At 65.9% G+C, this 25,456-nt stretch carries 26 protein-coding genes; 13 read left to right on the forward strand and 13 right to left on the reverse strand.

What is annotated here, in order from left to right; genetic code table 11:
* Positions 1-2 precede the first annotated feature (2 nt).
* The 10 genes from ABTW65_RS02160 (at position 3) to ABTW65_RS02205 (ending at position 8,960) form a co-directional block, all read left to right on the forward strand.
* On the forward strand, positions 3-791 hold the full coding sequence (locus ABTW65_RS02160) for a glycosyltransferase family 2 protein (RefSeq protein ID WP_350658137.1): 789 nt from the start codon (positions 3-5) through the stop codon (positions 789-791).
* On the forward strand, positions 788-1,819 hold the full coding sequence (locus tag ABTW65_RS02165) for a nucleotidyl transferase family protein (RefSeq protein WP_350658138.1): 1,032 nt from the start codon (positions 788-790) through the stop codon (positions 1,817-1,819). The genes ABTW65_RS02160 and ABTW65_RS02165 overlap by 4 nt, the downstream gene beginning before the upstream one ends.
* Entirely contained in the window at positions 1,816-3,303 is a 1,488-nt protein-coding gene (gene tyrS, locus ABTW65_RS02170; protein ID WP_350658139.1) for a tyrosine--tRNA ligase, read from the forward strand. Before ABTW65_RS02165 ends, tyrS begins: the two co-directional genes overlap by 4 nt.
* Positions 3,304-3,320: 17 nt before the next feature.
* A complete protein-coding gene (locus tag ABTW65_RS02175; RefSeq protein WP_350658140.1) occupies positions 3,321-4,277 on the forward strand; it encodes a zinc-dependent alcohol dehydrogenase in 957 nt (318 codons plus the stop codon).
* 49 nt (positions 4,278-4,326) lie between these two features.
* Positions 4,327-5,010 (forward strand): HAD family hydrolase, encoded by a 684-nt coding sequence (locus tag ABTW65_RS02180; RefSeq protein ID WP_350658142.1) that lies wholly within the window; start codon positions 4,327-4,329, stop codon positions 5,008-5,010.
* Complete coding sequence (locus ABTW65_RS02185; protein ID WP_350658143.1) at positions 5,007-5,183, forward strand: hypothetical protein; 177 nt, start codon at positions 5,007-5,009, stop codon at positions 5,181-5,183. The genes ABTW65_RS02180 and ABTW65_RS02185 overlap by 4 nt, the downstream gene beginning before the upstream one ends.
* Positions 5,184-5,530: 347 nt before the next feature.
* On the forward strand, positions 5,531-6,703 hold the full coding sequence (locus ABTW65_RS02190; protein ID WP_350658144.1) for a TRAFAC clade GTPase domain-containing protein: 1,173 nt from the start codon (positions 5,531-5,533) through the stop codon (positions 6,701-6,703).
* Positions 6,700-7,101: a hypothetical protein gene (locus ABTW65_RS02195; protein ID WP_350658145.1), complete on the forward strand. Its 402-nt coding sequence runs from the start codon at positions 6,700-6,702 to the stop codon at positions 7,099-7,101. Before ABTW65_RS02190 ends, ABTW65_RS02195 begins: the two co-directional genes overlap by 4 nt.
* 159 nt (positions 7,102-7,260) lie before the next feature.
* The gene (locus tag ABTW65_RS02200) at positions 7,261-8,283 is read left to right on the forward strand and encodes a PGN_0703 family putative restriction endonuclease (RefSeq protein WP_350658146.1); all 1,023 of its coding nucleotides are present in this window, start codon (positions 7,261-7,263) and stop codon (positions 8,281-8,283) included.
* 38 nt (positions 8,284-8,321) lie between these two features.
* Entirely contained in the window at positions 8,322-8,960 is a 639-nt protein-coding gene (locus tag ABTW65_RS02205; RefSeq protein WP_350658147.1) for a TY-Chap2 family putative peptide chaperone, read from the forward strand.
* A gap of 653 nt (positions 8,961-9,613) precedes the next feature.
* On the opposite strand, the gene ABTW65_RS02210 is transcribed toward ABTW65_RS02205, so the two are convergent.
* The 12 genes from ABTW65_RS02210 to ABTW65_RS02265 form a co-directional block, all read right to left on the reverse strand.
* Positions 9,614-12,793 carry an AfsR/SARP family transcriptional regulator gene (locus ABTW65_RS02210; RefSeq protein ID WP_350658148.1) on the reverse strand — a complete coding sequence of 1,060 codons (3,180 nt, stop codon included), beginning with the start codon at positions 12,791-12,793 and terminating at the stop codon, positions 9,614-9,616.
* Positions 12,790-13,212: a TadE/TadG family type IV pilus assembly protein gene (locus ABTW65_RS02215; RefSeq protein ID WP_350658151.1), complete on the reverse strand. Its 423-nt coding sequence runs from the start codon at positions 13,210-13,212 to the stop codon at positions 12,790-12,792. The genes ABTW65_RS02210 and ABTW65_RS02215 overlap by 4 nt, the downstream gene beginning before the upstream one ends.
* Positions 13,209-13,646: a TadE/TadG family type IV pilus assembly protein gene (locus ABTW65_RS02220; RefSeq protein ID WP_350658152.1), complete on the reverse strand. Its 438-nt coding sequence runs from the start codon at positions 13,644-13,646 to the stop codon at positions 13,209-13,211. Before ABTW65_RS02220 ends, ABTW65_RS02215 begins: the two co-directional genes overlap by 4 nt.
* Positions 13,643-14,047: a TadE family protein gene (locus tag ABTW65_RS02225; protein ID WP_350658153.1), complete on the reverse strand. Its 405-nt coding sequence runs from the start codon at positions 14,045-14,047 to the stop codon at positions 13,643-13,645. The genes ABTW65_RS02220 and ABTW65_RS02225 overlap by 4 nt, the downstream gene beginning before the upstream one ends.
* Positions 14,025-14,234 (reverse strand): hypothetical protein, encoded by a 210-nt coding sequence (locus tag ABTW65_RS02230; protein WP_350658155.1) that lies wholly within the window; start codon positions 14,232-14,234, stop codon positions 14,025-14,027. The genes ABTW65_RS02225 and ABTW65_RS02230 overlap by 23 nt, the downstream gene beginning before the upstream one ends.
* Positions 14,235-14,280: 46 nt before the next feature.
* Positions 14,281-15,177 carry a type II secretion system F family protein gene (locus tag ABTW65_RS02235; protein WP_350658156.1) on the reverse strand — a complete coding sequence of 299 codons (897 nt, stop codon included), beginning with the start codon at positions 15,175-15,177 and terminating at the stop codon, positions 14,281-14,283.
* Positions 15,174-16,046 carry a type II secretion system F family protein gene (locus tag ABTW65_RS02240; RefSeq protein ID WP_350658157.1) on the reverse strand — a complete coding sequence of 291 codons (873 nt, stop codon included), beginning with the start codon at positions 16,044-16,046 and terminating at the stop codon, positions 15,174-15,176. The genes ABTW65_RS02235 and ABTW65_RS02240 overlap by 4 nt, the downstream gene beginning before the upstream one ends.
* Positions 16,043-17,560, reverse strand: coding sequence for a TadA family conjugal transfer-associated ATPase (locus ABTW65_RS02245; RefSeq protein WP_350658158.1), 1,518 nt, complete (start codon positions 17,558-17,560; stop codon positions 16,043-16,045). Before ABTW65_RS02245 ends, ABTW65_RS02240 begins: the two co-directional genes overlap by 4 nt.
* Positions 17,557-18,198 (reverse strand): CpaE/TadZ family protein, encoded by a 642-nt coding sequence (locus tag ABTW65_RS02250; protein ID WP_350658159.1) that lies wholly within the window; start codon positions 18,196-18,198, stop codon positions 17,557-17,559. Before ABTW65_RS02250 ends, ABTW65_RS02245 begins: the two co-directional genes overlap by 4 nt.
* 125 nt (positions 18,199-18,323) lie before the next feature.
* A complete protein-coding gene (locus ABTW65_RS02255) occupies positions 18,324-18,983 on the reverse strand; it encodes an SAF domain-containing protein (protein ID WP_350658160.1) in 660 nt (219 codons plus the stop codon).
* A gap of 27 nt (positions 18,984-19,010) precedes the next feature.
* The gene (locus tag ABTW65_RS02260) at positions 19,011-19,997 is read right to left on the reverse strand and encodes a hypothetical protein (RefSeq protein ID WP_350658162.1); all 987 of its coding nucleotides are present in this window, start codon (positions 19,995-19,997) and stop codon (positions 19,011-19,013) included.
* A complete protein-coding gene (locus tag ABTW65_RS02265) occupies positions 19,982-20,596 on the reverse strand; it encodes a hypothetical protein (RefSeq protein WP_350658163.1) in 615 nt (204 codons plus the stop codon). Before ABTW65_RS02265 ends, ABTW65_RS02260 begins: the two co-directional genes overlap by 16 nt.
* A gap of 548 nt (positions 20,597-21,144) precedes the next feature.
* On the opposite strand from ABTW65_RS02265, the gene ABTW65_RS02270 reads away from it, so the two are divergent.
* Both ABTW65_RS02270 and ABTW65_RS02275 read left to right on the forward strand, forming a co-directional pair.
* Positions 21,145-21,858: a GntR family transcriptional regulator gene (locus ABTW65_RS02270; RefSeq protein ID WP_350658164.1), complete on the forward strand. Its 714-nt coding sequence runs from the start codon at positions 21,145-21,147 to the stop codon at positions 21,856-21,858.
* Positions 21,859-22,062: 204 nt separating this feature from the next.
* Positions 22,063-23,226: an NAD(P)/FAD-dependent oxidoreductase gene (locus tag ABTW65_RS02275; protein ID WP_350658166.1), complete on the forward strand. Its 1,164-nt coding sequence runs from the start codon at positions 22,063-22,065 to the stop codon at positions 23,224-23,226.
* A 34-nt stretch (positions 23,227-23,260) separates the two neighbouring features.
* Here ABTW65_RS02275 and ABTW65_RS02280 read toward each other — a convergent pair whose 3' ends face one another.
* The gene (locus ABTW65_RS02280) at positions 23,261-24,148 is read right to left on the reverse strand and encodes a MurR/RpiR family transcriptional regulator (RefSeq protein WP_350658167.1); all 888 of its coding nucleotides are present in this window, start codon (positions 24,146-24,148) and stop codon (positions 23,261-23,263) included.
* Positions 24,149-24,258: 110 nt separating this feature from the next.
* Here ABTW65_RS02280 and ABTW65_RS02285 point away from each other — a divergent pair, with 110 nt between their 5' ends.
* Complete coding sequence (locus ABTW65_RS02285; protein WP_350658169.1) at positions 24,259-25,389, forward strand: NAD(P)/FAD-dependent oxidoreductase; 1,131 nt, start codon at positions 24,259-24,261, stop codon at positions 25,387-25,389.
* Positions 25,390-25,456: the final 67 nt, after the last annotated feature.

Genomic DNA, 25,456 nt, shown 5'->3' on the forward strand with positions numbered 1-25,456 from the left:
CCATGACTCGCTACGTGACCGACAACCCGACGCCGACGGTCTCGATCGTGATCCTCAACCACAATTACGACCAGTACGTCGCCGAGGCGATCGAGTCCGCGCTCGGCCAGGAGCCCGGGGCGTACGACCTCGCGGAGGTGGTGGTCGTCGACGACGGATCCACCGACGACAGCCACCGGATCTACGGCCGCTATGAGGATCTGCGAGTCGTACGCTCGGACCACTATGGCTTCGCCGCCACGCTGACCCGCGGCATCCGAGAAGCCCATGGCGAATGGGTTGCCCTGCTCGACGCGGACGACGCCTTCCAACCGAACAAGCTGCCCACCATCGCCCCGTTGATGAACGACCCGAGGGTGAGCCTCATCCAGCACGGCGAGTACGTCGTCGGTGCCGACGGTGCGGCGTACGTCGAGGGCTACCACCCGGGAGGAGCGACCAGCACGCTGGTCGCACGGGTCCGGGACGTGCGAGCGCTCTTGCCGATCTCGAACGAACTGTTCCTTCACGTGCTGGCTGACGCTGGCCGAGGTCGCGTGATCGGGGACCCTCTGACGCGCTACCGCGTCCATGCCCAGAGCATGACCGACCGGACGACCCCCGGTGCGTTCGCCGACTACATGGCGCAGGTCTGCGAGGGGATCAGCACCCGCCTCGACCAGCTCGTCCTGGACCCACCTCCGTGGGCCACGCAGCGCGACTTGTTCGCCTGTAGCCAGACCTACCGAGACCGAGCCACCGTCTACCGGCGCGACGCCGACCACCAGATCAACGTAGGGAGCATCCGATGACCACCGCCGTCACTTTCAACGAGGCCTACTACGACCGAGTCCTGGATGAGAACGGCTACGCACGCCTTGGCCTGCGCGACTTCGACTTCAGCCTCGCTGGGCTCGCCCCAGACGTGCTCAACACCCGCTACCTGTGCCATCACGCCGGGGAAGCATTCGCGCTCACCCCGGTCGAGAAGCGTGTGGTGACGACCGGGTTCGGGATGTCCGGAGTTCCACACCTGGCCACGATCTCGCACATCCTGAAGATGACCGAGCTCCAAACCGGCGGCGAGAACTGCCAGATCGTGCTCGGCGACCTCGACGCTTACAACGGCAAGGCGAGACCATATGCCCAGGTCACCGAGCTCGCCGCCCAGTTCGCCGAGTACGCGATCCGGCTCGGATTCGACGCGGTCCGCGGCGTCCTGCGCGCCCAGGAGGGCCATCTCCCCGCACTGGAGGCGATGTACCTCCTGGGCCGATACATCGACCAAACCGACTTCGACCGGGCCGAGGAGGACAACCACGCCTATTACGCCTCCCGCGGCATCGTCGATGAGTCGATGACCCACCGGCGCGCGTTGTCCCTGTCGCTGATGGCGGCTGACTTCGTCGCACTCGGCCAGGACCACGACGCCGTGATGGTCATGCTCGGCCTCGACGAGCACCGCTACGTACGCTTCGCCCAACAAGCCGCCGCGCGCATCGACCACGGCGCGCCACTGCGGCGCGACTTCGCCCTGTCGGCGATCTACACCCGGATGGTCAAGGGCTTCGGCGGCCATCCCAAGTTCTCCAAGTCCATTCCAGGATCGGCCATCGACGTCAACACCCCGCCGGAGACCGTCCACGACCTGCTGGCCCACGAGCCTGCCGATCCAACCGGATCGGCCACCTACCAACTGATGTGCCAGCTTCCGTCCTACGACGCCGATCGGACAGGCCAGTTGGCGGCGTACTGTCGCGAGAACGGCCCCGCCTGGCATCGAGCCGTCGCGGACCTGGCCGACTACGTCGTCGACCTGATCGGAAGGTGGCCACGGTGAACATCGACAAGGGAATCGGCCCGGCCGCCGATAGCATGAGTCCGCAGTCGACCAAGCCGGTCGAGAATCCAACCGAGAACAACGGAGAAACCATGACGTCCCGCCTGAGCCAGTCCGTCACCCGAGCAACCGCGCTGCTCACCGACGGCTATCTCGGCTCCGACGAGGTCGTCAGGCACCTACTCGATGAGACCACCTCGCGACGCACGATGGACCTCTCCGACCTGAGCCCGGAGGAGCAGGCAGCCATCGTCGAGTCTCGCTCACAGCAGCTTCAGCCTGGCTCCGAGGCCCTCGTCGAGCGGATTCAGCAGGCCGCCAAGGACTCGCGTCCGTTCGTCGCCAAGTTCGGTATCGACCCGACCGGTGCCGAGGTCCATCTCGGCCACGCTGTCCCGATGATCGTGCTTTCCCGCTTCCTGCGGATGGGACACAAGGTGGTGTTCATTGTCGGAGACATCACCGCCAAGATCGGGGACCCCTCGGGCCGCTCAGACGAGCGCCCGCCGCTGAGCGATGAGGACATCGCCCGGAACCTGTCGACTTACCGCGAGCAGGTCACGCCGTTCTTCGACTTCACCAAGGCGGAGTTCCGGCACAACAGCGACTGGCTGGCCAAGATCACCCTGCCGAGCCTGATCGAGACAACTTCGAAGATCCCGCTCTCGATGCCGCTGCAGCGAGACGACTTCCGCAATCGGCTCGACGCCGGCCACGGCCTATCTCTGGCCGAACTGCTCTACTCGGTCGCGATGGCCCTCGACTCCGTCGAGGTCAACTGCGACCTCGAGGTCGGTGGCATCGACCAGTTCCTCAACATGCAGATGGGCCGCAAGGTCATGGAGATCCACGGCCAGACCTCCGAGATCGTGGTTGCCACCTCGCTCATCGAGGGCACCGACGGCACCGGCGCCAAGATGAGCAAGTCCAAGGGCAACTACGTCCCGCTCACCGCACCCGCCGGCGAGATCTTCGGCAAGCTGATGTCCATCCCCGACCGCCTCGTCGACCAATACCTGCGAGCGCTCTCGGAGTGGACCGACGCCGAGCTCGACCTCGTCAACACCCGCGTCACCGACGGCACCCTGCACCCCATGGACCTCAAGAAGGTCCTCGCAGGCGAGGTCACCGCAGCCCTCCACGGCGTCGATGCCGCGATGAAGGCACGCGAGGAGTTCGTGTCCCGCTTCTCCAAGAAGTCCTTCGGCGACGTCGACGACCTGCCCGAGGTCACCAACACTGACCTCCCGGTCGTCGACATCCTCAAGGAGCTTGGCTTCGCCAAGAGCAACGGCGACGTACGCCGCGTGGCCGAGCAGAACGGCCTCCGGCTCGTCATCGAGACTGGCGACGTACAGGACCAGGTGACCCTCACAGTCGACGACATCCGCGAGCCGCTCGCCGCGCTGCTCAAGGAACGCGTCACCGGCGAGGGCGGCACCTACCTCAAGGTCGGTCGCAAGCTCGCCCGAATCTCCGGCTGAACCAGGAGGGTGGCTCGATGCAGGCGTGGGAGGTCAGCAACAACCGCCTCGCACTCCACGACGTCGAGCCACCCACCGCCGGCCCAGGCGAGACGGTGCTCGACGTCGCCCTCGCCGGAGTATGCGGCAGCGACATCCCGAAACTACGCCACCCGGCGGCGTTCGACCTGCCGCCGGTGTGGCGACCAGGACACGAGATCGTCGCCAGCGAACCCGTTCGCGGCATGATGGCCGTTGACCCGTTGATCTCATGTGGCGAATGCCGACCCTGCTCGGTCGGCGACACCCACCTGTGTCCGTCCCTTGTCAGGGTCGGCTGGGACAGGCTGGGCGGCTATGCAGCCCAGATCTGCGTGCCGGACATTAACATTCATCCGATTCACGATCTCCACTGGAAGATCGCAGTCCTAGCCGACCCGATGGCTGTCGCTGTCCACGGGTTGCGGTGCAGCCGCATCGACACTGCGGAACACATCGCCGTCATCGGGGCTGGCGCCATCGGGTTCTTGACCGCAGCGTACGCACGCAGCCTCGGCTCGAAGGTCACGATGATCACACGCCACGCCCCTCGCATGGTCCTCGACGGTGTGCGGATGGCCTCTGCGAGCGAGGCATCGGCGCACTCGTTCGATGTGGTCGTTGATGCTGCCAGCGGCGCGAGCGCTGAGCCGCTCGAATTGGCGCTCGCTCTTGTCCGCGCAGGCGGAACCGTCATCGCGCAGAACGCATACCACCCAGGCATCACCATGACCACCGCCCTCCGAGATATCTTCCGCCGCTCGCTTCGAATCATCGGCTCGTTCTCCTTCTGCCAGCGTGAGGGCAGCGACTTCGCCATCGGCCTCGACGTGCTCCGTCGAACACCCGAGGCGATCGAGCTCATCGACACCACCTCGCCCCTGGAACACCTGGCCCAGCTCATCGACCCGGACAGCCCCTCAGCGCCCATCCGCCACGTGCTGGCAATCGCCTAAAGCCAGGCACACCGCCTGCGCTTCAAGATCGGACAGAAGGAGCAGCCCGATGATCCACGCTGTCATCTTCGACCTCTTCGGCACGCTCGTCGAAGCCCCCAGCCCAACTCATCGACGCACCGCTGTCGCCGCTCTTGCGCAGGCGGCATCCCAGAGGGACGTCACCATCGACGCATACCTGGAATCCTCGTGGACCGCGCGCCACGACGGCACCCTGCCGACGGTCCCTGCCCTTTCTGAACACCTAATCGACTACACGGGGAGCCGTGCATCGGCTGACGACATCGCCGCCACCTGGCGAGCGTTGGCACAACCCCGATTGCTACCAGACCTGAGCGTGACAAACGCGCTCGAGTGTCTGCGCACCGCCGGGATACGAGTCGGGCTGATCAGCGATGCCAGCGCAGAGATCGCCGAAGCCTGGCAACACAGCCCAGCAGCGCGACTCGTCAATCACGCGGTCTTCTCCTGCACAGCCCGCGCGCTGAAGCCCGCGCCGAGCCTCTACCGGGAGGTGCTTGCAGCCCTCGATGCGCCGCCCACCAACGTGTTGTATGTCGGTGACGGCGGCGGAGACGAGCTCCACGGCGCCGAGAGGCTGGGAGTCAAGGTCATCCGAGTCGCGCGCAGAGGTGTCGTAGATGCCCTTTCCTACGGTGAGACCACACGGTGGTCAGGCGCAGTTCTCGACAAAGTCGAGAATCTTCCCGCCATCTTGCGGGCCTGCGCATGACCGACGACCAGCAGGAACTGACGAAGCCGCGGGGCGGCTCGCTCCTGGCGATGCGCCTGACCGGGGTCAAGGACGCGTGGGGCGCCTTGCGGCGACTGCTCGAGAGATCCGAGATTCTCGAGCGTGGGGGCCTGGGCGATGAACATCGAGGAGTGCCGACGGCGGGTCGGTGAACCTTGGCGGGCGGGAGCCAGCAACGCTGGGATCCGTGGGATCCTCGCCCGCGTCGTGATCTTCCACTGGAACCGCGTCGGCCTGCAGGTCCGGCAGCAAGCACTTCTTGCCGCAGCAGCTCGGGACGCGGTCCGTTGCGGCGCGGAGTGACACTTCCGGTCAATTTGGGTGCGGATCTGGGGGCAAGACCCTTCTCCTTGCTGCGTGGCCGTGTCGCAGGTGAGCGCGGTGTACCAACAGCGCTTTCGGTGTGATGCCTTGAGGCGGGTGCCGAGGCTGCGAGGGCACGTGTGGACGCCTACCGGATTCGCGAGCCGGCGGCGCCTGGCTGCGGTAGTTTCGCGGCATGGTGAAGAAGGTCCAGGAGCAGCATATCGCCGTGTTCGGCGAGGCTGGCTCCGGCAAGACGGTGCTGCTCTCTGCGTTCTTCGGTGCAGCTGAGGACAGCGCGAACGCCAACGACCTCTGGGACCTGGTCGCCGGTGATGCTGGCCAGGGCCACAGGCTGCTGGCGAACTATCTGGGGATGAAGCGGGACGCGACCTTGCCGCCGGGCACGCAGTTCGCCGCGACGACCTATCGGTTCTCACTTCGGCTCAAGGGTTCACAGAAGAGCGCAGGACAGCCGTTCGACGAGCTGTGTCTCGTCTGGCACGACTACCCAGGCGAGTGGTTCGAGGGCGAGCCAAGCAGCGAGGACGAGAAGGGACGTCGCGCAACGACCTTCGAGGCCCTCGTCAGATCCGACGTGGCGTTTCTGCTCGTCGATGGGCAGAAACTGCTGGACTACAAGGGTGAGGAGGAGCGGTACCTCCGATCGCTGATCGGCAACTTCCGACAGGAGGTGCTTCGCCAGAAGGACCTCCTGGACTCGAGCGACGATCGTCTGGTGGAGTTTCCCCGCATCTGGGTCATGGCGCTGTCCAAGGCCGACCTGTTCCCGGACTGGGGGGTCAGCGACTTCCGTGAGCTGATGATCGTCAAAGCCGCCGACCAGATCGACCAGTTGCGGAAAACGCTCACGAGCATGGTGGATACCCCCGAGGCGATGTCAGTCGCCGAGGACTTCATGCTGCTGTCCTCGGCGAAGTTCAAGCTCTCCGCAGCGGGTCCAGTCGAGATCGACGTGACCGAGCGCAAAGGGCTTGACCTCATCTTGCCTGTTGCATGTCTGCTGCCCCTTCAGCGTCGGGTCGAGTGGGCTGAGAAGTTCGACATCCCGATGAGGGTGCTGGATAAGCTCGCCGACGGAGCAGAGGCACTGGCGGTTGTCCTGGTCAGCAAGCACATGGAGTCAGTCGAGAAGCTGATCGCGAAACTGCCCAAGGTGGGTCCCCTTGTTGCTGTGGCGGCGCGGCCGCTGCTGACCAAGGCTGTGGGATTGGTTGGGGAGAAGCTCAAGGAGATCCACGACGAGGCCCTCGAGAGCAAGGACTATCTGACCGCGACGTTGACACAGTTCAAGTTGGACCTGGAGCAGGGAGTCGCTGATGGACTGCTGTTCCGGAGCAAGCAATGAACGACGCAGCACGGCCGTCCCAGTCGATCATCTGGGCCACGCGAGGACGATCCTGGGGTTTTAGGTTCTTGCTCCGCGGCGGGCTGGCGGATCCGCTCAGTGAGTACGAACGCGCCTTCGCGGAGGTATCCGACGAGCCGCAAGCCTGGGCACGCGTCTCCGGGAAGGTTGCTGTGCGTCTACGGGATCCGCAGGATCGGAAGGATGCCTCCGGACGGGTGATTCCCCATCAGTTCGTGGTGTCCGGGGAACTGGCCTCCTCCATCGGGTCGGTCGAGGATGGCTTCTTGCATCTGTGGCCTCTGGTTGAGGAGATCTTCGATGACATCTGGCAGGCTGAGCGACCGCCTGGAAGCGAAGGCATCGAGGCCCGCCTAGACCAATCTGACGCCAGATAAACCACCCTGCCTGTTGAACGACATGCCTCCCCAGCCGCGGCATCTGCCGACAGTTCCGTTCCTGGTTGCCGTGACTGGCTGGGCAGAGTCCATACCGAAGATCGGTGGCCGGCAAGCCATGTGTGCCACTCCGGGGTCGGTTGCTGAAGGATTGACGGGGTGACGGCTGTCGATTCGGTGGATGACGACGAACTGCGCGCTGCGAACTGCTGGTTCCCCAAGACGGATCGGGTGCCGGGACGACCTGACCTCACCGCGTTCAAACAGCAGGCGCGACTTCGGCAGGCACGCTGGGGGGAAGGCCAGGGTTATCGCGCTGGCGGTCATCCAGGACGCAACGGTGAGCCGGTCAAGAACGGCTCGAAACTCCGACCCGATGGACCGCGCGATGAGGACTTCCGCAACTTCCTTGACAGCGCCGACATCAGGAACGCAGTTCGTCACCGCTCGGCGCCCGAGACCATGCGGACCGAGCCGGGCCAGCAGTTTAAGGAGGACCGGCTGCGATACGACCTGCTCTCCTCTATGCCGATGTGCTTCAACCTTTTCGGCGAGTTGCACGAGGACAGCGAACGGCTGACCAACGTCGGCAAGAAGCTGTTCGGGGTCGAAGAGGCCGGACTGTGCGTCAAGTTCGAGCACTCTCCACGACGCCAAAGCCTCGACTTCACCAACGACGGCACCGCCTTCGATGTCGCACTGTTCTTCGGCAGCGACGACGGACCACGGACCGTGGTCGGGATCGAGACGAAGTATCACGAGCACGCCGTGCGGGAAGCGGCACCCGACACGCTCACCGCCAGGCGCCCGGCGATCCCTGAGAACAGGCTCAAGATGCCTCGGTACCGGGAGATCGCCGAGCGCGCCCGCGACGAAGGCGTCTTCAAACCCGGCTGGGAGAAGGTCGTGCTGGGAACCAGCCTTCAGCAGATCTGGCGCGACCACCTGCTCCTGCTCGCCATGCTGCAGTATCAGGACGGTGCCCGATGGCACGCCGGCAAGTACGTGCTGGTCCACCCCGTCCGCAATCCGTCCTTCGCTGAGGCCGGCGAGGCGTACCTCCTTGATGTGCTGGCAGACGACCAAACGTTCGCCGTGATGACGATCGAGGATCTGGTCAGACCGGGAGTCCTGCACTCTCCGGAGGTCGCCAGCGGCTTCGAGAGTCGGTATCTCTGGTGACGCCTGCGACCCCCTACCCGCCGTTGCACGCGACTGTCGTGGAGGTCGCCTCCTGGAAGCTCGCCACCGACCTCGTGCGCAGGCATCCGGAGCTGACGGTGGAGCGCTACCACCCTGCGGGAGGCACGTACGACTGTCTTGCCATTCGTTCGAGCAACGGGCTCCACATCGATCTCAACCGTCGCGGCCGCATCCACGTCCATGCCATCGAGGGCGGCGTCGGCCATCCGAACTGGGAGCCGGCGGAGTGGACCTCCTATCTTGGCGCCGATCCGCGAGACTTCGTAAGTCATCTGGAGCAAGTTGTCCGGCTGGGACCCGTGGCTCAGCTCCCGCCGAGCACTCCGAAGATCCTGGTCTACCGGCTTCTGACGGCAGTCGCTCGTCTTCAAGTGCTTGCAGAGACCGCAGAGATCTCGATGAGCACCATCGACAGTTCGGGGTACGGCGCCGGTCCGGCTTCGTGGCTGGCTGGCTACCCGGCTATTCGTAGGTCCGTGGAGGCCGGCGATGAGTTCGGGTTCTGGCACGCGAACGCGCCCGGCATCGAGTTCGCTGTCGAGGTGACGACCGGGACTGTCCTCTACCGCGACGGCTCCCAACTGGGTCTGGCGGACATCTATGCGCGGACCGAGCACAGTTTCACCAAGCTCCTTGGGGTGGTCCTCGGCATTTGACCTAGAATCGGCCAGTTGATGGGGCGCCGCACGTCGCGGCTGGAGCTCAACGACGAACCCGGGCGCCTGGCGAGGTCTGGTGGTGACGTGCAGCATCCGGTTCAGGTCCACGACCGACTCGCCTCGTGACCCGCAACGATGTGGATCACGCGATCCAGCAATCCGCTCGCTTCTCGGACCGGCGCCGCCCGAGGATGACCCACCTCGTTCGCCGACTGCGGCGGGAGTGGATAGACACGGACTCGGGTTGGGTGTCTGTCTCGGGTGCGGCTCGTCCCTGCCGTGGAGTTACCTGCTCCGGTAGCGCAGGACGTCCCTGTCGGTCTTCCAGGGTGCTGGGCCGTCGAGCCAGTTGGGGTCCACTTTGATCGGGGAGAGTTCCTGTCCTTTGAGCCAGGCCATCCGGACGCCGGCATTCGGCCGTCGTCCCAGTAGGCGACGAGGAAGCGGTTGCCGGTGCCGGCGACCGGCCAGGTGACGACGAGGCCAAGGTGGGGGCGGAGCCTTCCCGGCTGTCGTACGAAGACGAGGCGCTGCTGATCGGGGCGGTACGGCGGTCATCTGTCGTTCTTGGGTGGGCTGGCCATGGTACGAGTTTAGAACACGAATTCGAACGCACGTTCGATGGATGGTCGGCTTGACTCGCCCTCGCGTCAAGAACCTGGCTGGCTGTCCCCGCGGATCCATCCGGCCTTGGTAGCGACTGCTCGAGTCCTGGCGGACTCTTCGACTGGGCCTTGGTGATCATCGGTGCGGTTGAAGACCTCCTGTCGCACGATCTCCTCGGCGCCAGTGGTGTCGCCAGTGGCGGCTTTGACGCGGGCGAGGTCGAGGCGGCAGATCTCGTCGTAGGGGGAGGCCTTGGTGGCGATCTCGACGGTGACGAGGGCGAGGTTGGTGTCGTGCTTCTCCAGAGCGTGGGCGGTGACGATGTGGGCGGCGTCGACGATGGCGCATTGGGCGATGTCGTTGGTGCGTAGGTCGTTGAGCCATGCCCATCCGGCGGGCCGTAGGTGGGTGAAGGGTTCGCCGGTGACGAGGTCGAGGGCGGCGACGAGGTCTTCGATGCCGTCGGCGCCGCGGCGTTGGCCGCGGGCGCGGAGTCGTTTGAAGAGGTCCCAGTCGGTGAGGACGCCGTTGACCCGGTATAGGGAGGAGCCGCGAGCGCCGGTGGCGTCGGCCGCGTCGGCTTTCGGCAGGTGGAGTCCACCGGTGTCTGGGTTGGTGCCGAGCCACTTGCGTACTTCTGCGATGTCAGTGCGCAGGCGCTGGATCTTGAGGCCGAAGTCTTCGGCCATCTGGGCGCCGGTGACGCCGTGGGGGTGGAGGACGAGGTACGTCAGGAGCTCGAGGTAGAACGGGCGTCGCCGGGCCACCGCGTTGTGGTCGCCGTGGGTTCGGGCGACGAGCGGGCCGAGGAGGGTGAGGCGGGGGTAAGGGCAGCCGTCGTCGTACCAGCTGTCGACGGCGTCGTCGAGGGTCGGATCGTCGTCGGTGCCTTCGGTACCTTCCTCCTCGGATGCGACAGCATCATGGTCCGCAGACGTGTTCAGCCCAGCGGACTCGGCGGCCGCCGAGAGGCCTGGACGTGGGCGTGTCCTGACGGGAGCCAGCTGATCGATGTCGACCGTCGTGGTGGCCGCGGCCGCGACGTACTGCTTGGTTTCCTTAGGCAGGAGCGAATCGGGACCTGCTGGTTGGTCGATGGGGCGCGCTTCGGTCTGATCTGGGACGAGCGCGCCGGCTTCGTCGGTGGTGGTCTTCTGGTCGTTCGCGTTCCTGGAGATGGGCACCGTGATGTTTCCGGGGACCGGGTCGAGATTGAAGAGGGTGGCACAGGCGGCCGCTTCGGATTCGGTGAGCCCGGCCGCGGTCAGGTCGAGGTCCAGGGCGGGTAGGTGGAGGCGTCCGTGTTGGTTGAGGTCGATGGGGGTGCTCCCTGGTGGGGTTCTGTCTGCGAGGAGAAGGACCGCGGCGCCGGATCGGGAGGGGTACGCCGCGATGATCTCGGCCGCCTGCTGGGCCAGGTCGGCGTGGTCGCTGGTCGCGATGATGGCGTGGTAGGTGTCGATCTCTGACTGAGCGAACTTGGGGTCGAGCACCTGGGCGAGCTCAGATACGAAGCGGTCGTCGTGGGCCGCGTGGTGGTTGGCCCGGCCCTGGCCCGTTCCCGACAGGTCGTCGAACCACATGGTGACTTCAGTGGCCTCGCCAAAGGTGTCGACGGTGGTGACGATCGACCACGGGTTGAAGGCGAGCTCGGCGCTCACGTATCTCGCGAACGCTGCCTTCCTGGCAGTGTCGCCGGTGAGGGTGATGTAGGGGTGTTCTTCGAGATTGAGCAAGACGTGGTCGCCGCTGTCGTTGGAGCCGATCCCGACGAGGAGGGGGTAAGGGCAGGCGTACTCGGGATCGGGTGCGTTCTCTGGCAGCGGGGCCGTCCAGATCTGTCCGTCGCCGGTCCAGGGGTTCGGAAGGTGCGCGTTCCTTGTCAGGTGCAAGGTCGCGATGCGTCTCCCGAGGGCGACCCAGCTCAGCGCTGGCAACGGGTTCTCCGTCTCCTCGAGCGTCTCGAGGAGGTGGTTGAGGCCAAGGATGTTCGGGCCGGTGACGCTGCCGGCGAACTGGGCGGTCTTTGCCACGTCGGTGATCTCTGCGGGAGTCGAGAGAATGTGGCCGGGCTGGCGGAAGCGGAGCGCGGTGCGTCGGTAGGAGCGCAGCGCGAGGAAGACCAGGCCGGCGAGGACCGCGCCGGAACCGGTGAGTCCGGGGAGCACCCAGGCTGGAGTGTGTGAGGCGTCGTCACTCGTGTCGTCGGGTGTTTGTGTTGCTTGGGCTGGTGAGGGGGATGTCGAAGGTGACGTCTGCGGCGATGTCTCAGGGGTCGGGGATGTCGATGGGGAGAGCGGGACCGGAGGCGGCGATATGGGAGATTCTCCCTCTCTGACCTGGGGTTTTGTTGTCGTGGGGAGTTGGAGTGTCCAGCCTGGGTGGATCAGGTCGGGATCGGTCAACCGAGCTCCGTCGGGCTGAACCGTGCTGGTGGAGGCGTTGAAGATCTGGCGATATCTCTCGGCATCCCCCAACTCCTCCTCAGCGATCTCCGAGAGAGTGTCACCCGGCTCGACGACGTAGGTGCCGTCGCCTGCGTCGGTCCTCTCGACGGGTTTCGCGGGAGCTGGAAGGCGCAGGACGAGACCTGATTCGAGGTAGTCGGGATTCTTGGAGAGGACGTAGGTGTTCAGGGCTGCGATCTCCTTGAACCGCTCGCCGCTGCCAAGGTGCTTCTCCGCGATCCGCCACAGGCTGTCGCCGCGCTTGACGGTGTAGGCCACGGTCGCGCCGCGGGCCGTCGCCTGTGGTTCGGGCTGCGTGGGTTGTTCGGCGGCAGTCGGGTTACGTGGTTCGTCGTCGCCTGAGGAGTCGCTGACGAGTTGGACGGGCACGTCCTGAGGGACGTACGCATCCGCCGAGGGCGCTGTCATGGTCTGCGTCGCTGCGGGTGCGCTGATGAACAGAAGCGCGGCGGAGGCGACGAGATGGTTCGCGGCACCCTGGGGAAGGCTAAGTCCCGGCAGGCGAGGGACTCGGATCCCTCGCAGCATCGATATTGCGGACACGAAGACCGAGATGGTGAACAGCGCCCAGCAGACCCAGCACACGACATAGATGACCGCGAGCGCCAGGGTGCCGTCGTCGCGGTCCTGGAGCCGATCCCAGGCGAAGGCGCTGAAGTCAGGCAGCGACCGGGTATAGACAAGGAAGATCGGAACGCCTATGACGAAGAACGCAAGGGCGAGGGAGGCGGCGAGTCCGCGGAGCCTGGTGATCATCGTTGGTTACCTCCGAGGCTGCGTACGAGGTGGGCGGTCGCTTCGCCATTCACCGTGACATTGGTGATCCCGACGATTCCGAGGAACTTGGTGCGGTAGGTGTCGCGGCACTCGACGACGATCCGGTCGCCGTTGCTGATCGAGACCGTGCCCCGGACGCCGGCGGCGGAGAGGTACGCCTGGGCTGCCTGGTGTGCAGCACTGGTGTCGATCCGGGCGTACCGGCCCTGGACGGCGGGTGCCGCCTGCACTTCCTGGGCGCTGGTGCGCGCTGCCTGGGCGGCGACATCGTGGGCTCGCTGCTGGGCATGAACCTGCCCACCGAGGTCGACGGCCAGCCCGACGAGGGTGGCCATGACGAAGGATCCGGTCGCCATCCAGGCTGTGACCGAACCGCGCTCATCGCGGAGGTGATTCACCTTGAATCACCTCGCTCCCGCCAGGTGTCAACCGGCGAGGACATCGTGGCCCGGATCGTTCGACTCCCTGGAACGGGCGCGGACAGGTCGGTCAGATCCAGCCGACAGGTTACGGTGGCCGCCACCGCGCCCGGCTCTCCGACGGCGGTCTGGAACGCCCGGGTATCGATTCGAACCGAGACCGTACGACAGTTGATCCCTTGGCTCTTGAGGCTCGCCCGCGCCGCGTCGGTTGCTGTTCGCGACGCGTCGGAGGAGGACCGGGCGATCGAAGCCGTACGAGAAGCCTCTGCTGCGGCCGACTGCACCGATTCGTGCGCGACGGCCATACGTCCACCGAAGATGATCAGGCCGACGAAGAGACCGAAGGCAGGTACGCCGATGGCTGCCTCGATCGCCGCGGATCCACGCTCATCTCGTCGTCTCAAGATCATGGCGCCGTGAGCCTCTCGACGGTCACGCTCGCTGACTGCCGAACTTGCGGCCGCCACCCGGGCACTACGCTTAGGCTCCGCCCGGTGACTGTCGCTGTGGCTGTCGTCCCGGTGCGGGTGACGCTGACGCGGCTCGCCTTCAGTGCGTCTCCGCCGACATCGGTGAGATAGGCGCGAGCCGATCGCCTGCCGTCGGTTGAGGTCGCGTCCTCAGCGCCGGCCGCTCGGGCACCCTCTTGTGCAGCGGCGACCGCGATCGTGCGGGCGTGGCAGTAGAGCGCGGCCTGCATTCCGAGGAACATGACCGCGAAGAGGGCGGGTAGCAGGATGACGAGCTCGATCGAGGCGGTGCCTCGTTCGTCGCGAGCCCGGCGGTGCCTATCTGATCTTGTTGGACTCATTGGTGACGAAGGTCCTGATCGCGGCGACGACGATGGCGACGATCGCGAGCACGGCGACGGCCCACAGAACGTTCTCGATCGTCACTGAGCCGCGCTCGTCGCGCCGCCGGCGACCCTCGATGGCCGCGTCCAGGTGGTGCTGGCCGATCAGGATGAGTCCGAGGATGAAAATGATGAGTCGGTGCATGAGGAGATATCTCGTTTCGTGTGTCCGTGAGCCCTTTCGTACGTCTTCAGGTGGGCATGACCATCCGAAGCAGTGATGGAGCCAGGAGCAGCCCCATGAAGACCACCCCGAGCAGTGAGCCGGGGATGGACATGCGTTCACCGACGGCGTTGGCCTCGGTGATCTCGTCGTTGAGCATGGCGGTGCGCATCGCCGCGGAGCGGGCGCGCAGGGTCGAGTAGACCGACGCGCCCTCCTCACCAGAGAGGCGCATGATGTCGGCGAAGTCATCCAGCTCGGGAAGGCCGAGCTCCTCCGACAATGCGTGGAGCGCTTCCCAGGGCGGTAGGCCGGACCAGCGCGAGCGGGTGAGCTCCTCGGTCAGCCGGGTGAAGACCCACGAGTCGCCGATCTCGGCGGCGGCCTCCATGGCCTGGCGTACGCCGGATCCGTTGTTGCGCTCGAGAGCGACCAGCTCGGTATAGGCCCCCAGCGCCCGGGTGAACTCCAGCCGCGCTGCACGGGCATCGTCGATCGCGTTGTAGTTCGGGATGAAGAACATCACCACGGCAAGAGCAATCGAACCGATGGCCGGGAGTGCGACGGGGAGCCCGAGGCCGATGAGTGAGAGGAAGACCGCGAACAGGGGCGCGATGACCAGCCCGAGTGCCGCGAATATGATCTTCTCGCCGTAGAACCGAGCCAGCGAGATCCGTAGGAGCGCGAGCTCGCGCGTTGGCGTACGCACCCAGATCGCCGGCGGCAGAGCCCGGATCGCCCAGGTGCCGAGCCGCTCGGTCCGGTTCGCCGCAGCCGCAACCGCCCGGGTCGGTGCCGACTTGGCAGTGAGCCGGTCAAGCGCGTCGACCGGATCGGGATGCGCCGGCAGGACGCGGGCCAGGAGGAGCACAATGCCGAGTCCGATCAGCGCGCCGGAGGCCATCATGATCTGCAGACCGGTCATGACAGTTCAGATTCCGTGAGCTCGCGGCGGTTGCCGAGGATTCGGGGCGGCGACTTGCCCTCAGCCATCCGGCGCATCCACACCAGGAGCGCGGCGTACGCGGCGAGCAGGATGGTCAGGATGATCTGGCCGAGTGGGGTGGAGTACGGCTCGACGTAGTCGCCGGAGAGCGCAAGGATCAGCAGCACGGTGGCGCTGATGATCGTCACCCACCGCGCGGTCGCGCGCGGCTTGGCACGGTCGGCCTCGACCTGACGCCGGGCGCGTACGTCGGCAGCGACCGACTCGGCCAGCGAGTCGAGCACGGCCGAGAGACCAGCCCCACGGCGACGGGAGCCCAAGATGAGGTTCGCCGCGACCAGGTCACCGGTGGTGTCATCGAGCTCATCGGCGAAGGCCCGGAGCGCATCCTCAGTGCGCCACCGGGCACGCAGGCGAGCTGCGAGGCGCCCGACCTCGCCAGCGATCGGTGCTGGGGTGGAGCGCAGCGTGGCGATGAGTGCCTGCTCCAGGCCGACTCCGACGGTGAGCACGCCCGAGAGGGACCGGGACCACTCCTCGAGCGCTTCGAGGCGGGCGATGCGTGCCTTGGCGGGCGAAGTGGCTAAGAGGTAAGGGAGTCCGATGACCGCCGCCGGGCCGATGACGAGGGCCAGCAGCCAACCGGTCACCAGCCAGCCGAGCACACCGGCCATGAACCCGGCAGCGAGCAACAGGCGAGTCTGGCGGGGGAGTGACCGAATCCGGTTCAACGACCTCGACCGGGTCGGGACGCGCTCGACAACCGGCACGCGGCGAAGGCCTGCGGTGAGTCCGATGACCCCGGCGACGATCAGTGCTCCGGAGATCGCGGGTATGAGCGGCGTCATGAGACACCGTCCGGGCGGTAGGGAGTCTGCGTAGCGAGGTAGCCGGCGTAGTCGAACCCATACGCGGTGAGGGCGCGATATCGGTCCGGGATGGTCGTAGGCGTCGCCATCCCGGTGGCCGAGTCGGTGGTGAACACGGGAGTCGTGGCGTACCCGAGCTCATGCTCGCCGGGCTCGACCGCGACTATCTCCGCGACGCGGCGGGTCCGCTGCCACTCACCCTCGGCGACCTGGGTGGTGTGCAGCTCCAGGTGGACGACCAGGCGCAGGGTGGCAGCGAGCTTGGCGGAGGCCAGCGTGTGGGTGACGTGAGGCCCGGCCTCCATGGCGCAGGTGACCAGCTTGCGCAGCGCCGCGACGGCGTCAGAGGCATGGGTGGTCGAGATCGAGCCGGGGCCCGACTCCATCGCCTTGATCATCGGCCAGACCTCCTTACCGCGGACCTCGCCGACAATCTGGCGCGACAGGTTGAAGCGGAAGGAGTCATACAGAGCCTCATCGAGCGTGAACTCGCCTGCCTGGCGTCCGTCGGGGCCGTACTCGCCCGAGCCCGGGCGCGCCTCCCACGGGTAGACGATCGGGTGCTGGGTCTTGAGCTTGTGCAGGTAGAGCTCGTACTCGGTCTCGAAGGTTCCGAGAACCTCGCGTGGCGGGATCTCGTTGCACAGCGCACGGACGAGGGTCGTCTTGCCAGCCCCCTGGACCCCGGAGACGACGATCGACTCGCGGGCTCTGACGGCGGCGCGGAGGAACGAGGCCGCGACCGGGGTGAGCATCTGCATGTCCACCAGGTCATTGAGGGTTACCTCGACCATCCGGTGCAGGCGGATCACCATGGAGGGCCGAGGCATCCGCCAGGCGACGGCGGCGAGCCGGGCGTACTCACCCAAGGTCAGATGCAACGTCGGTCGCGCCGGTGAGAACGGCCGTGATGAGCCCTCACTGCGAGATGACAGGAACACCAGGAACTCGATCAGCTCCTCATCCGAGTCAGCCACGGGCGGCCCGGCGAGGAGGGTCCCGTCGACGAGCTCGAGGAAAACCTCATCGCAGCCCGTAACCAGGATGTTCTCGACATCCTCGCGCTCCACCAGAGGCTGCAGCCGGCCGAGCCGGAAGAGCGAGTCGAGCACAGCCTTGAAGACGGCGCGCTGCTTCGCTGCGCTCCAGGTCGGGGCGCCGACGTCCATGTCGTCGGCCATCGTGGCCTCGATCAGGTCCAGCACGATCGCCTTGGCCAGCTCCTCCTGCGACTCCTTGTCGAGACGTGCACCGTCAGCGGCGACAGCTTGGCTCAGCTGCTCCGAGGCCTGGGCGCGCAGCGCGGCGACCAGCGACCAGTCAACGTCGATAGAACCATCACCGTTCTCGGAGGAGGCGAACGGTCCAGACCTCAGTCGTTGCCCGTTCCGTGGCGCGACCGGTGCCGGCATAGTTCGCTGTGGCGTGAACAGCGGCAGGTGGCTCGGGTCGGGCGGTTCGATGTTGCTGGTGGGCGGGTGGTGGTCGTTCATCGAGTCACCTGCTCGACCAGTTGGGAACGGCTGCGGGCGATAGCCGCCTGGATGACCTCGGTCAGCGCCACCAGGGAGCGGACGTACATCCCGCTTTCGAACCGCGAGGGTGCATGAGCGCCTCGGTAGTAGACCGCGGCCGCCGCCGGGTCATCCGGCAGGACACCGAGCACGGGCAGACCGATCACCTTGGCGACATCGGCTGCCTTGTAGGGCTGGCCCTCACCGACAAGGAGCGCTGCCGGGTTGCGCCAGCCGGAGTCGGGACGGCGTACGGTCGCAGACCACGTTCGCCCTGCAGCCAGTGCGGGGAGCGGCGAACGGGTCACCATCAGCGTCAGGTCCGCGGCGTTGAGGAGCGGTTCCGGGTAGCCGGGCAGACCCAGCCGGCCACCGTCGACGATGACATCCTGGCCGGTCGCCTCCAGGTCTGCCAGCGCCTCGGTCAGTGGTTCCCACAGGTCACGAAGACCGGTCGCCTGTGCGTGGTCGCGGATGCCGGCGACGATCGAGACCGCTGTCCCCTTCAGCCGCTGTGCCACCGTGGGCAGCGCGTCAGCGACGCCGAGGGGACTCAGGGCTAGGTCGATCAGGGACAGCTCCGGCGCCCAGGCGCCGCGGAAGAACCCGGACAACACCCCAGCTGTCCCGGTCGGGTCTGCGTCGACGAGGAGGACAGGACGTGGCCATGCGAGAGCGAGCCCCAGACTCGTGGTCGTGACTCCAGGTGATCCGCCTGCCGATGCGAGTGCGATGACCGTCATCACTCGACCCCGGAGTCGAGCACGAGCGCCACATTGCCGCTCGCGGCACGTGCAGCCAGCAGCGTCGCTTCGGCGTGCGGCACCATCACGCTGACCACCAGCGTCCCATCCTCGCCGCGGTGGGACTCGACGACTTCCGCCTCGGAGAACTGCGGTGCTCCGCTCGGCACCTCCTCGCCGACGGCCGGAGCCACCACGACACGGACGAGATCCCCACTGCGAAGTGCCACCCCGGGCTCCTGCGCCGGAGTCAGCGCCACCCCGACAACTGACTTCCCCTCACCCGGCACCGGGTCATCCGTCGCAGCCTCAGCAGTGATCAGGCCCCCGGACAAGATGTCGTATGCCGCTCGCTTGCCCACCACGTCATCCAGAGCGTTCGCCGGAAGGGGAGCAAGAGCTGGGTCAGTGGTGATCCGCACCCGCTCGAGGTCGTCCTGCGTGATCAGCGCACCGCGAGGAATTGTCGTACGCGCGGCCAGGACCTCGACCGTGTCCGTGGTCGCTGCCCAGACCCAGGTGCCACCGAAAGCGCCGAGCGCGATGGCGGCCGCGGCGGCGACGGAGAGCCATGGACGGCGACGCAGTTTTGGCGGCGGCAGAGCCTTCGGGGCATCGGACGACGTGGCTCGGTCGTTGCGTACGGTGGTGCTGGTCATCGGTGGTCCCTCTCCTGCTCACGGGCCTCAGCTCACGAGCACCTGCGCTTCCCCGACCGTGATGTCGACCGACCGGGCCAGGCCGCCCAGCCGGATCGTCCCGGTCTGTCCCGCGCCGGCCCAGGTGATCACCCAGTCCGAGGTCGCCGTCACGGTGTACTTCTCGCCGCGCTGATGCGCGCTCGACTTCTCATAGACGTGGCCACAGTCCGGCGACTTCCGCTTGCCGAACCTCGGCTCGTACGGCGTCCCCGTGCTCTGGCACACGACCTGCGTGCCATCTCCCATGTCCCAGGTGATCTCATGCACCCGCGCCGTTGCGGACACCGTGATCCCTCCAGCGGAAGCGGATGCTGTCGCTGGTCCGAACGTGCTGGGATCTGGGTCGCTGACCCAGAGCCACACCGGCATCCCGACCAGCCCGACGCGGTTCTCGCTGGCCTCCGGGGTGATCCCGATATCGATGGCTCGAAGGTTCATCTTCTCGATCGCCATCAGCGCGACCTCGCGTGGCGATGGTCCGGCGTCCGCAGCCGCTGGAGGTGTCTGGGACCAGAACGTCACCAGCAGCGAGGTTTGTGGCTGGTAGCAGTTGTAGACCGCGCCGTCATCGGGTTCGTGTCCCTCCCATGCAGGGTCGCCCGGTGGGGGAGGAGGGTCGTACGCCTCCACATAGCAGTTGCGGTCGTTGCTCCAGGTGCCGTACGGCGACGTGCACGGCACGGGACCGGCGGCTGGCCCGGCAACTCCTTGCTTGGCCGGGTCCCAGTAGCAACTGTTCCCCGAGCCGGAGTCCTTCGGTCCACTGGTCGAGCCAGCCGGCTTCCCCTCACCACCCGATCCGCCGCCATCTCCGTCACCAGGCGGTCCGGTCTCAACCCAGAGGATGCACTCGCCGGTCGACTTGTTGGTCTGCTGACATCGAGTGTCGGCCGACGCCGTGCCGGTGCCGAGAAGAGTTGCGCCCGCCGCGAGGAGGACGATGATGAAAACGCGTGTCAGGAAGCCTTGCATGACGGTTGCTCGAGGTCTTGGCCGTTGGCGATGCGCCAGCCGCCGCTCGGATTCTTGGACCAGTGGTAGTTGGCCACGGTGAAACGGGTCCAGCCGTCATCCGGTCGATCCGGACTCACCACCGACTTCCCGCTCTTGTCGACGACATCGACGTCGCTGACATCCCAGCAGGCATCCACCGTCACAGTCGGCACCTTCCCGGCCTTCGGGTCGGAGTTGTCCAAGCTCACCGACTGCACCTTCATCTCAGCGACGTCCGTGCTGCCGGTCTGATGCCGCCCGGCCTTCCGTAGCTGCTCAATCGACAGCTTCTGGGCGTTGAGTTGTACGCCGACCGCGACCTTGGAGAGCCCTTCAAGGTCCTCGCCCGGATCCTGTTGCAGCGCATCGACCGTCTTGAAGTACGCCCGCACGGCGTCTTCCGCATCGGCCGAAGCGCGATCCTCTTGAGACTCCGGCGACGTCGACGTCGGCTCCTTCGACGACGGGTCCGGCTTGCTCGTCGGACCCGTCCCGTCCGGTGACTGGGCGCAAGAAGTAACGACGGCGAACAGTAGAACTGCTGTCGTTACGCTGAAAGTTCTTGCCGAGATCCTCATGGTGGGGTACCTGCCTCCTCCGCTTGGAGGACGCAAAATGCGCCGCGCTGGTGCCCAGCGGCGACGCAGTCTGGTCCTCAGTCTTCACTGTGGTTTACCCAAATTGCAACGCTAATCTTTGTTTGCACCTGTTAGCGGACCGTCGCTGAGCTTGCCGATCCGCCGCCCTCTGGCCCAGTCCGCGTCGCTCCCAAGGTGCTCCGACATCCCCGGGATCCCCCTGCATCCTTGACGGCAGCACACGCTTGGCAGATCGAGGGGAAAGGCCGCGAATCAACTCGTGGGTTACCGGTCCTGTAGGTGTGCGGGGAGTGAGTTCTTCTGCCGGAACATGCGACTCGCCGTGTCCGGGAAGGTCGTCGCAGGCGGCGTTCGCGCAGTTGCGCGATGAGGCCGACGGCCAGCCTCATGGACGACTTCTTCGAGGTAGTGCGTCCACTCCGTTCCGTCGTGCGAACGCCCCGTCACGCGCGCTGGCAGGGGCTCGGGCTGCGTCGAGAGCGATGATTTGACCGGACCATTGCCGTGCGCCGTCTAGGCTGGGACTTATGGGGAAGCCGCTCTACGTTCAGATCCGTCGCGACCTTGAGGCGCAGATCCGCTCGGGAGCGCTTCCCACCGGTGCGAAGTTGCCTACCGAGAAGGAGTTGGGGGAGAGCTACGGCGTCAGCCGACACACGGCGCAACGGGTGCTGAACGACTTGGCGGGCGCTGGCCTGGCGGTGCGTCGGCGACGGCAGGGCACCATCGTGTCGGACGTTCGCCGTCAGGTCGATCTACTCTCTTTTGCGTCGCCAGAGTCAGCCAAGTCGGGTCTGCCTGGGCGGCATGAGGTGATTTCGGCGCGGATCGCTCGCGCCGGGGACGCGGTGCTGGAGTTGCCGGGCGCATCGCCCGACACGGCAGTGGTTGAGCTAGTTCGCCGCAAATTTGATGCGCGCGACGAACCGAGTTCGATCGAACGGCACGTCGTGTTGTTCGCGGTAGCGCCTGACCTACTCGAGCGCGACCTGGAGCACCTCGTTAGCTTGAACTATTTCCGCGAGAAGAAGGTCGCGGTTGACGCCGTCCGCATCTATCTCGACCCCGTGGCGCTGAGCCAGACGGAGGCCACCCTGCTTGAGAGTGCGGAGGGTGCGCCCACGTTGCAGCGGCGCCGTGAACTGATGCAAGAGGACCGGACCGTTATCGAGGTAGTCACCGTCCTGGTGCGGCCGGGCTCCGCCGAGTTCTTCCTCGAAGTCCCCTTCTCCCAAGCCTGAAGGCTCCCTCGTCGCCCCGGTAGCTCAGGGGTTCACTCATGTCCCGGATCTCCTACGTGGAGGCCCGGACCGTCGCGCGACCGCTGCACGCGGCTGCACCTTCATGCCGTCCGCGCGCTGACGGCATGAAGCGCGATGAGTGTCCGGACGTCGGGGCGATCCGGCTCTATTGACCAATCAAAAATTCATTTGTACGGTCATTACATGAAGAACAGGACGTGGCGTCACCGACGCCCACACATCGCAGTCGTCGGGGCAGGCGTCATCGGCTGCAATCTGGCCTACGACCTGGCCAAGCGGGACGCGCAGGTGACGGTTGTCGACGCGGGGGAGGTGATGTCCGGCACTTCCTCGGCGACATTCGCGTGGATCAATGCCAACAAGAAGAAGCCGGTGGACTACGAACGGCTCAACTTCCTAGGCCTAAAGGCTCACGAACGTGCCCGTGACGAGCGAGGACTTGGCGACGCCGACTGGTTCCACCAAGTGGGCAACCTCGAGCTCGCCACCTCGTCGGACCAGGAAGCGCTCCTGGAGTCCAAGGTCCAGGCCCTGGTGTCGCGCGGCTACGAGGCACGCATGCTGTCAGCTGCGCAGGTCAGTCAACTTGAGCCCGAGATGCAGGCCGACAGTGTCCGGGGTGCCGCACACTACCCCCGGGAGGGGTGGATCGACGCGCCCACGATGTGTGCGCGCCTCCTCCAAGCGGCGCAGGCACTTGGAGCGGTCTTCAAGCCCTTCCATGCCGTTACGGACCTTTCGTTTGACGGAAAGGCGACGTTGCGGACGCCCAGCGGAAGCCTCGAGAAGATCGTGCCGGACCGCATCATCCTGGCAGCCGGAAACGGAACAAGGTCGATCCTCGCCGGTTCCGGAGTGGACTTCCCCACGCGGCCGGCTCTGAACTGGGAAGCTGCCGGAGGCGTGCGACCCACGGTGGGGCTAGTGGCTACGACTACCCCGACCCGACTGGGTCTCGGTCGGATGATCCACGCGGCCGGCATCGCGTTAAGGCCTGGCCGCAACGGGGGAGTGACGCTCACGGACTCTCCGACTGGAGCGCAGTGGAGCCACGACGACGACAGGATATGGAGTGTTCCCAACGTCCTCCTTGATCGGGCGCGCCAGTGGTACCCGGCATTGGAGCAAGCGACAATCGAGAGCGTCACGCTCGGCACGAGAGTGCTGCCGGAAGACGGTGTGACGATCGCGGACTGGGTCAGCTCCGAGCAGAGGGTCTACGCCGTGGCCACGCACAGCGGGGTCACGCTTGCGCCTCACCTGGCGCAGGTGGTGTGCGATGAGATCCTCACCGGATCCCGGGATATTTCACTGACTCCGTTCGGCCTAGACCGGTTCGCGAGTTGACCTCATGGTGCAGCAAGCGAGCGACGTGCGATCATCATCGACTCTCGGCCGGCGGTTGGGTGTCGGCCTCCAACTCGCCGCCGACGATGCTGGAGCGAAGGGTGTTCAGTCGTTGCATGGACTGGACTGCGCCCTGCTGGTCCTGGCTCGCCACCGCCAACTCAAGGGCGTGGGCGAGCACCATGCCCGCGATGACGCCATCACTTGTACCGGTTGTCGATTGAGGGGTGGAAAGCACGATGTCGGCGGTCGATCGCAGAGATTCTCCAAGGGTCTCGCTGACGACGATAGTGGAGGCGCCGACCTCCCTTGCATGGCTGAGAAGGACGTCAATCTCCCTGAAGCGTCGAAGCGGTACGAAGAGCACGAGTGCGTCCGTGGGGCACATGCCCAGGAGGTCATCGGCAAGCCGAAATCCGGTCGTCTTGACGCTCAGGCTTGGTTTGCCGATGCGCTGCAGCGAGATGGCCAAGTAGTCGGCGATGCAGCCGCTCGGGCCAATGCCGAAGGTGATGACCCGCGGTGCCTTCGTGAGTTCCGACACGGCCATGTTCCACGCTTCGCGGTCGAGGCTGTCATCAAGCCGCGCGAGCAGGTCGCTTGTGTCGCGCAGGACGATCGACGCCCCGGAGTCCGTGCCGTCGATCTGGTGGATCTGGTCGTCGAGAACCTTCGAGGGATCCCGGTGTCTGCCCGAGACGTCAAGGGCCGAGCGTCGCAGTTCGCGGAAGCTCGAGTATCCCAGCTTCTTGGCAGTGCGGACCACGGTGGCATCGCTGGTCTCGGTGAAGCGGCCCACCTCTGCGGTCGAGGAGACCGCAACCAGGGCCGGATTGACTGCCATGAACGAAGCCACCCGGGCCTCGGTGGCAGTCAGGGAGACGGCTGCGATGCGCTCGTGCAGCGGCGCGTTCGAAGTCATTGCGAGGTACCTCTTCCCATCTTTCGTAGGAAATACTACTCTATGTCCAGATTCATGAAGTAAACACTACAAGAATGTCTGCGGACCTGAGACCGAAGGAATCGTCCCACGTGGAAGAACCGGACTTCATCGTCGTCGGGGGAGGGCTATACGGAGCCGCTCTCACATACGAGTTGGTCGAGCGAGGCTCCTCAGTCGTCCTCCTTGAGGGCGGGCGGCTCGCGGAGCGTGCCTCCGGCGGACCCGGCAAGCGTGGCGTGCGAGCGACACTGCGCAACTCACGCGAACTGCCATTTATCCGCGAGGCGCTCGAGCTTTGGCCACATCTGAGCGATCGACTTGGAGCTGACTGCGGATTCGAGCGGCTCGGCGGTCTCACGTTGATCAGCCCGATGCCCGAGGTTGGAGAGATCGGGCTTGCTCAAGCCCGCGCCCACGAGGAACTCCAACGGGCGCATGGCATTGACACCCGATTTCTCGGGAGCGAGGAGTTGCAGAACGTCCAGCCGGGTATCAACGCGGACGAGCTTGGTGCGCTCCACTGCCCTGATGAGGGCATCGCCAGTCAGAAACTGACTACACAGGCCTACGCGGCTGCCGCGCGACGTGCAGGGGCCGCAGTGCTTGAGCAATCGATGGTGGAGGAGGTCGGATCTGGCCCGCGACCCTGGGCCCAGGTGCGCGGCGGCCGGCGCCTCCATGCCCGACGTGCAGTCATCCTTGCCGCCAACTACGGCACGAACGCCCTGCTGGAACGCAGCGGCCAGAAACCTCTGCCGCTCTGGACGATGGTCCCGCAGGTGCTCATGTACCGGGCGAAGGAGAACTACCAGCCGAAGCATCTAATCGGACATCTGCAGCAAAAGCTCGCGATCAAGCCTCTTGCGGATGGGATCACCATGATCTCGGGCGGAATGCGGGGTAAGTGGGACGCAGGCGAGGAATCCGGGACAACCGTGAGTCGGATGATTGAGACAAGCCTGAACATCGCCACCACCGCACTCCCGGCGCTGGCGGGAGGCGAACTCCTGGAGGCGCACGCCAGCCTGCCGGAGACCTACACGCCCGACGGTCTCCCCTACATCGACTACATCGATTCCGACTCACAAGTTTTCGTGGCCGCAGGATGGCACGGCCACGGCTTTGCTATTGCCCCGTCGATGGCAAGTCACATCGCCGACTGGCTCTCGACCGGCCGCAAGCCGTCCGTTCTCAACCCATTCCGCGTTCCAGGGCGATGACGATGCGCATCACCTGCCGTGCCGGAACTCAGCAAGATCCACCCGCCAAGAAGGGAAGTCCCCTCGC

Source organism: Nocardioides sp. NPDC127503, from assembly GCF_040302165.1.
In the GTDB taxonomy this organism is placed as follows: Bacteria; Actinomycetota; Actinomycetes; order Propionibacteriales; family Nocardioidaceae; genus Nocardioides.

Excerpts from the sequence above, each read along its gene's own strand:
- ABTW65_RS02160 (WP_350658137.1), top strand. The coding sequence starts at position 3 with ATGACTCGCTACGTGACCGACAACCCGACGCCGACGGTCTCGATCGTG.
- ABTW65_RS02165 (WP_350658138.1), top strand. The coding sequence starts at position 788 with ATGACCACCGCCGTCACTTTCAACGAGGCCTACTACGACCGAGTCCTG.
- ABTW65_RS02175 (WP_350658140.1), top strand. The coding sequence starts at position 3,321 with ATGCAGGCGTGGGAGGTCAGCAACAACCGCCTCGCACTCCACGACGTC.
- ABTW65_RS02180 (WP_350658142.1), top strand. The coding sequence starts at position 4,327 with ATGATCCACGCTGTCATCTTCGACCTCTTCGGCACGCTCGTCGAAGCC.
- ABTW65_RS02185 (WP_350658143.1), top strand. The coding sequence starts at position 5,007 with ATGACCGACGACCAGCAGGAACTGACGAAGCCGCGGGGCGGCTCGCTC.
- ABTW65_RS02190 (WP_350658144.1), top strand. The coding sequence starts at position 5,531 with ATGGTGAAGAAGGTCCAGGAGCAGCATATCGCCGTGTTCGGCGAGGCT.
- ABTW65_RS02195 (WP_350658145.1), top strand. The coding sequence starts at position 6,700 with ATGAACGACGCAGCACGGCCGTCCCAGTCGATCATCTGGGCCACGCGA.
- ABTW65_RS02210 (WP_350658148.1), bottom strand. The coding sequence starts at position 12,793 with ATGATCACCAGGCTCCGCGGACTCGCCGCCTCCCTCGCCCTTGCGTTC.
- ABTW65_RS02220 (WP_350658152.1), bottom strand. The coding sequence starts at position 13,646 with ATGATCTTGAGACGACGAGATGAGCGTGGATCCGCGGCGATCGAGGCA.
- ABTW65_RS02225 (WP_350658153.1), bottom strand. The coding sequence starts at position 14,047 with ATGAGTCCAACAAGATCAGATAGGCACCGCCGGGCTCGCGACGAACGA.
- ABTW65_RS02230 (WP_350658155.1), bottom strand. The coding sequence starts at position 14,234 with ATGCACCGACTCATCATTTTCATCCTCGGACTCATCCTGATCGGCCAG.
- ABTW65_RS02235 (WP_350658156.1), bottom strand. The coding sequence starts at position 15,177 with ATGACCGGTCTGCAGATCATGATGGCCTCCGGCGCGCTGATCGGACTC.
- ABTW65_RS02240 (WP_350658157.1), bottom strand. The coding sequence starts at position 16,046 with ATGACGCCGCTCATACCCGCGATCTCCGGAGCACTGATCGTCGCCGGG.
- ABTW65_RS02245 (WP_350658158.1), bottom strand. The coding sequence starts at position 17,560 with ATGAACGACCACCACCCGCCCACCAGCAACATCGAACCGCCCGACCCG.
- ABTW65_RS02255 (WP_350658160.1), bottom strand. The coding sequence starts at position 18,983 with ATGACCAGCACCACCGTACGCAACGACCGAGCCACGTCGTCCGATGCC.
- ABTW65_RS02260 (WP_350658162.1), bottom strand. The coding sequence starts at position 19,997 with ATGCAAGGCTTCCTGACACGCGTTTTCATCATCGTCCTCCTCGCGGCG.
- ABTW65_RS02265 (WP_350658163.1), bottom strand. The coding sequence starts at position 20,596 with ATGAGGATCTCGGCAAGAACTTTCAGCGTAACGACAGCAGTTCTACTG.
- ABTW65_RS02270 (WP_350658164.1), top strand. The coding sequence starts at position 21,145 with ATGGGGAAGCCGCTCTACGTTCAGATCCGTCGCGACCTTGAGGCGCAG.
- ABTW65_RS02275 (WP_350658166.1), top strand. The coding sequence starts at position 22,063 with ATGAAGAACAGGACGTGGCGTCACCGACGCCCACACATCGCAGTCGTC.
- ABTW65_RS02280 (WP_350658167.1), bottom strand. The coding sequence starts at position 24,148 with ATGACTTCGAACGCGCCGCTGCACGAGCGCATCGCAGCCGTCTCCCTG.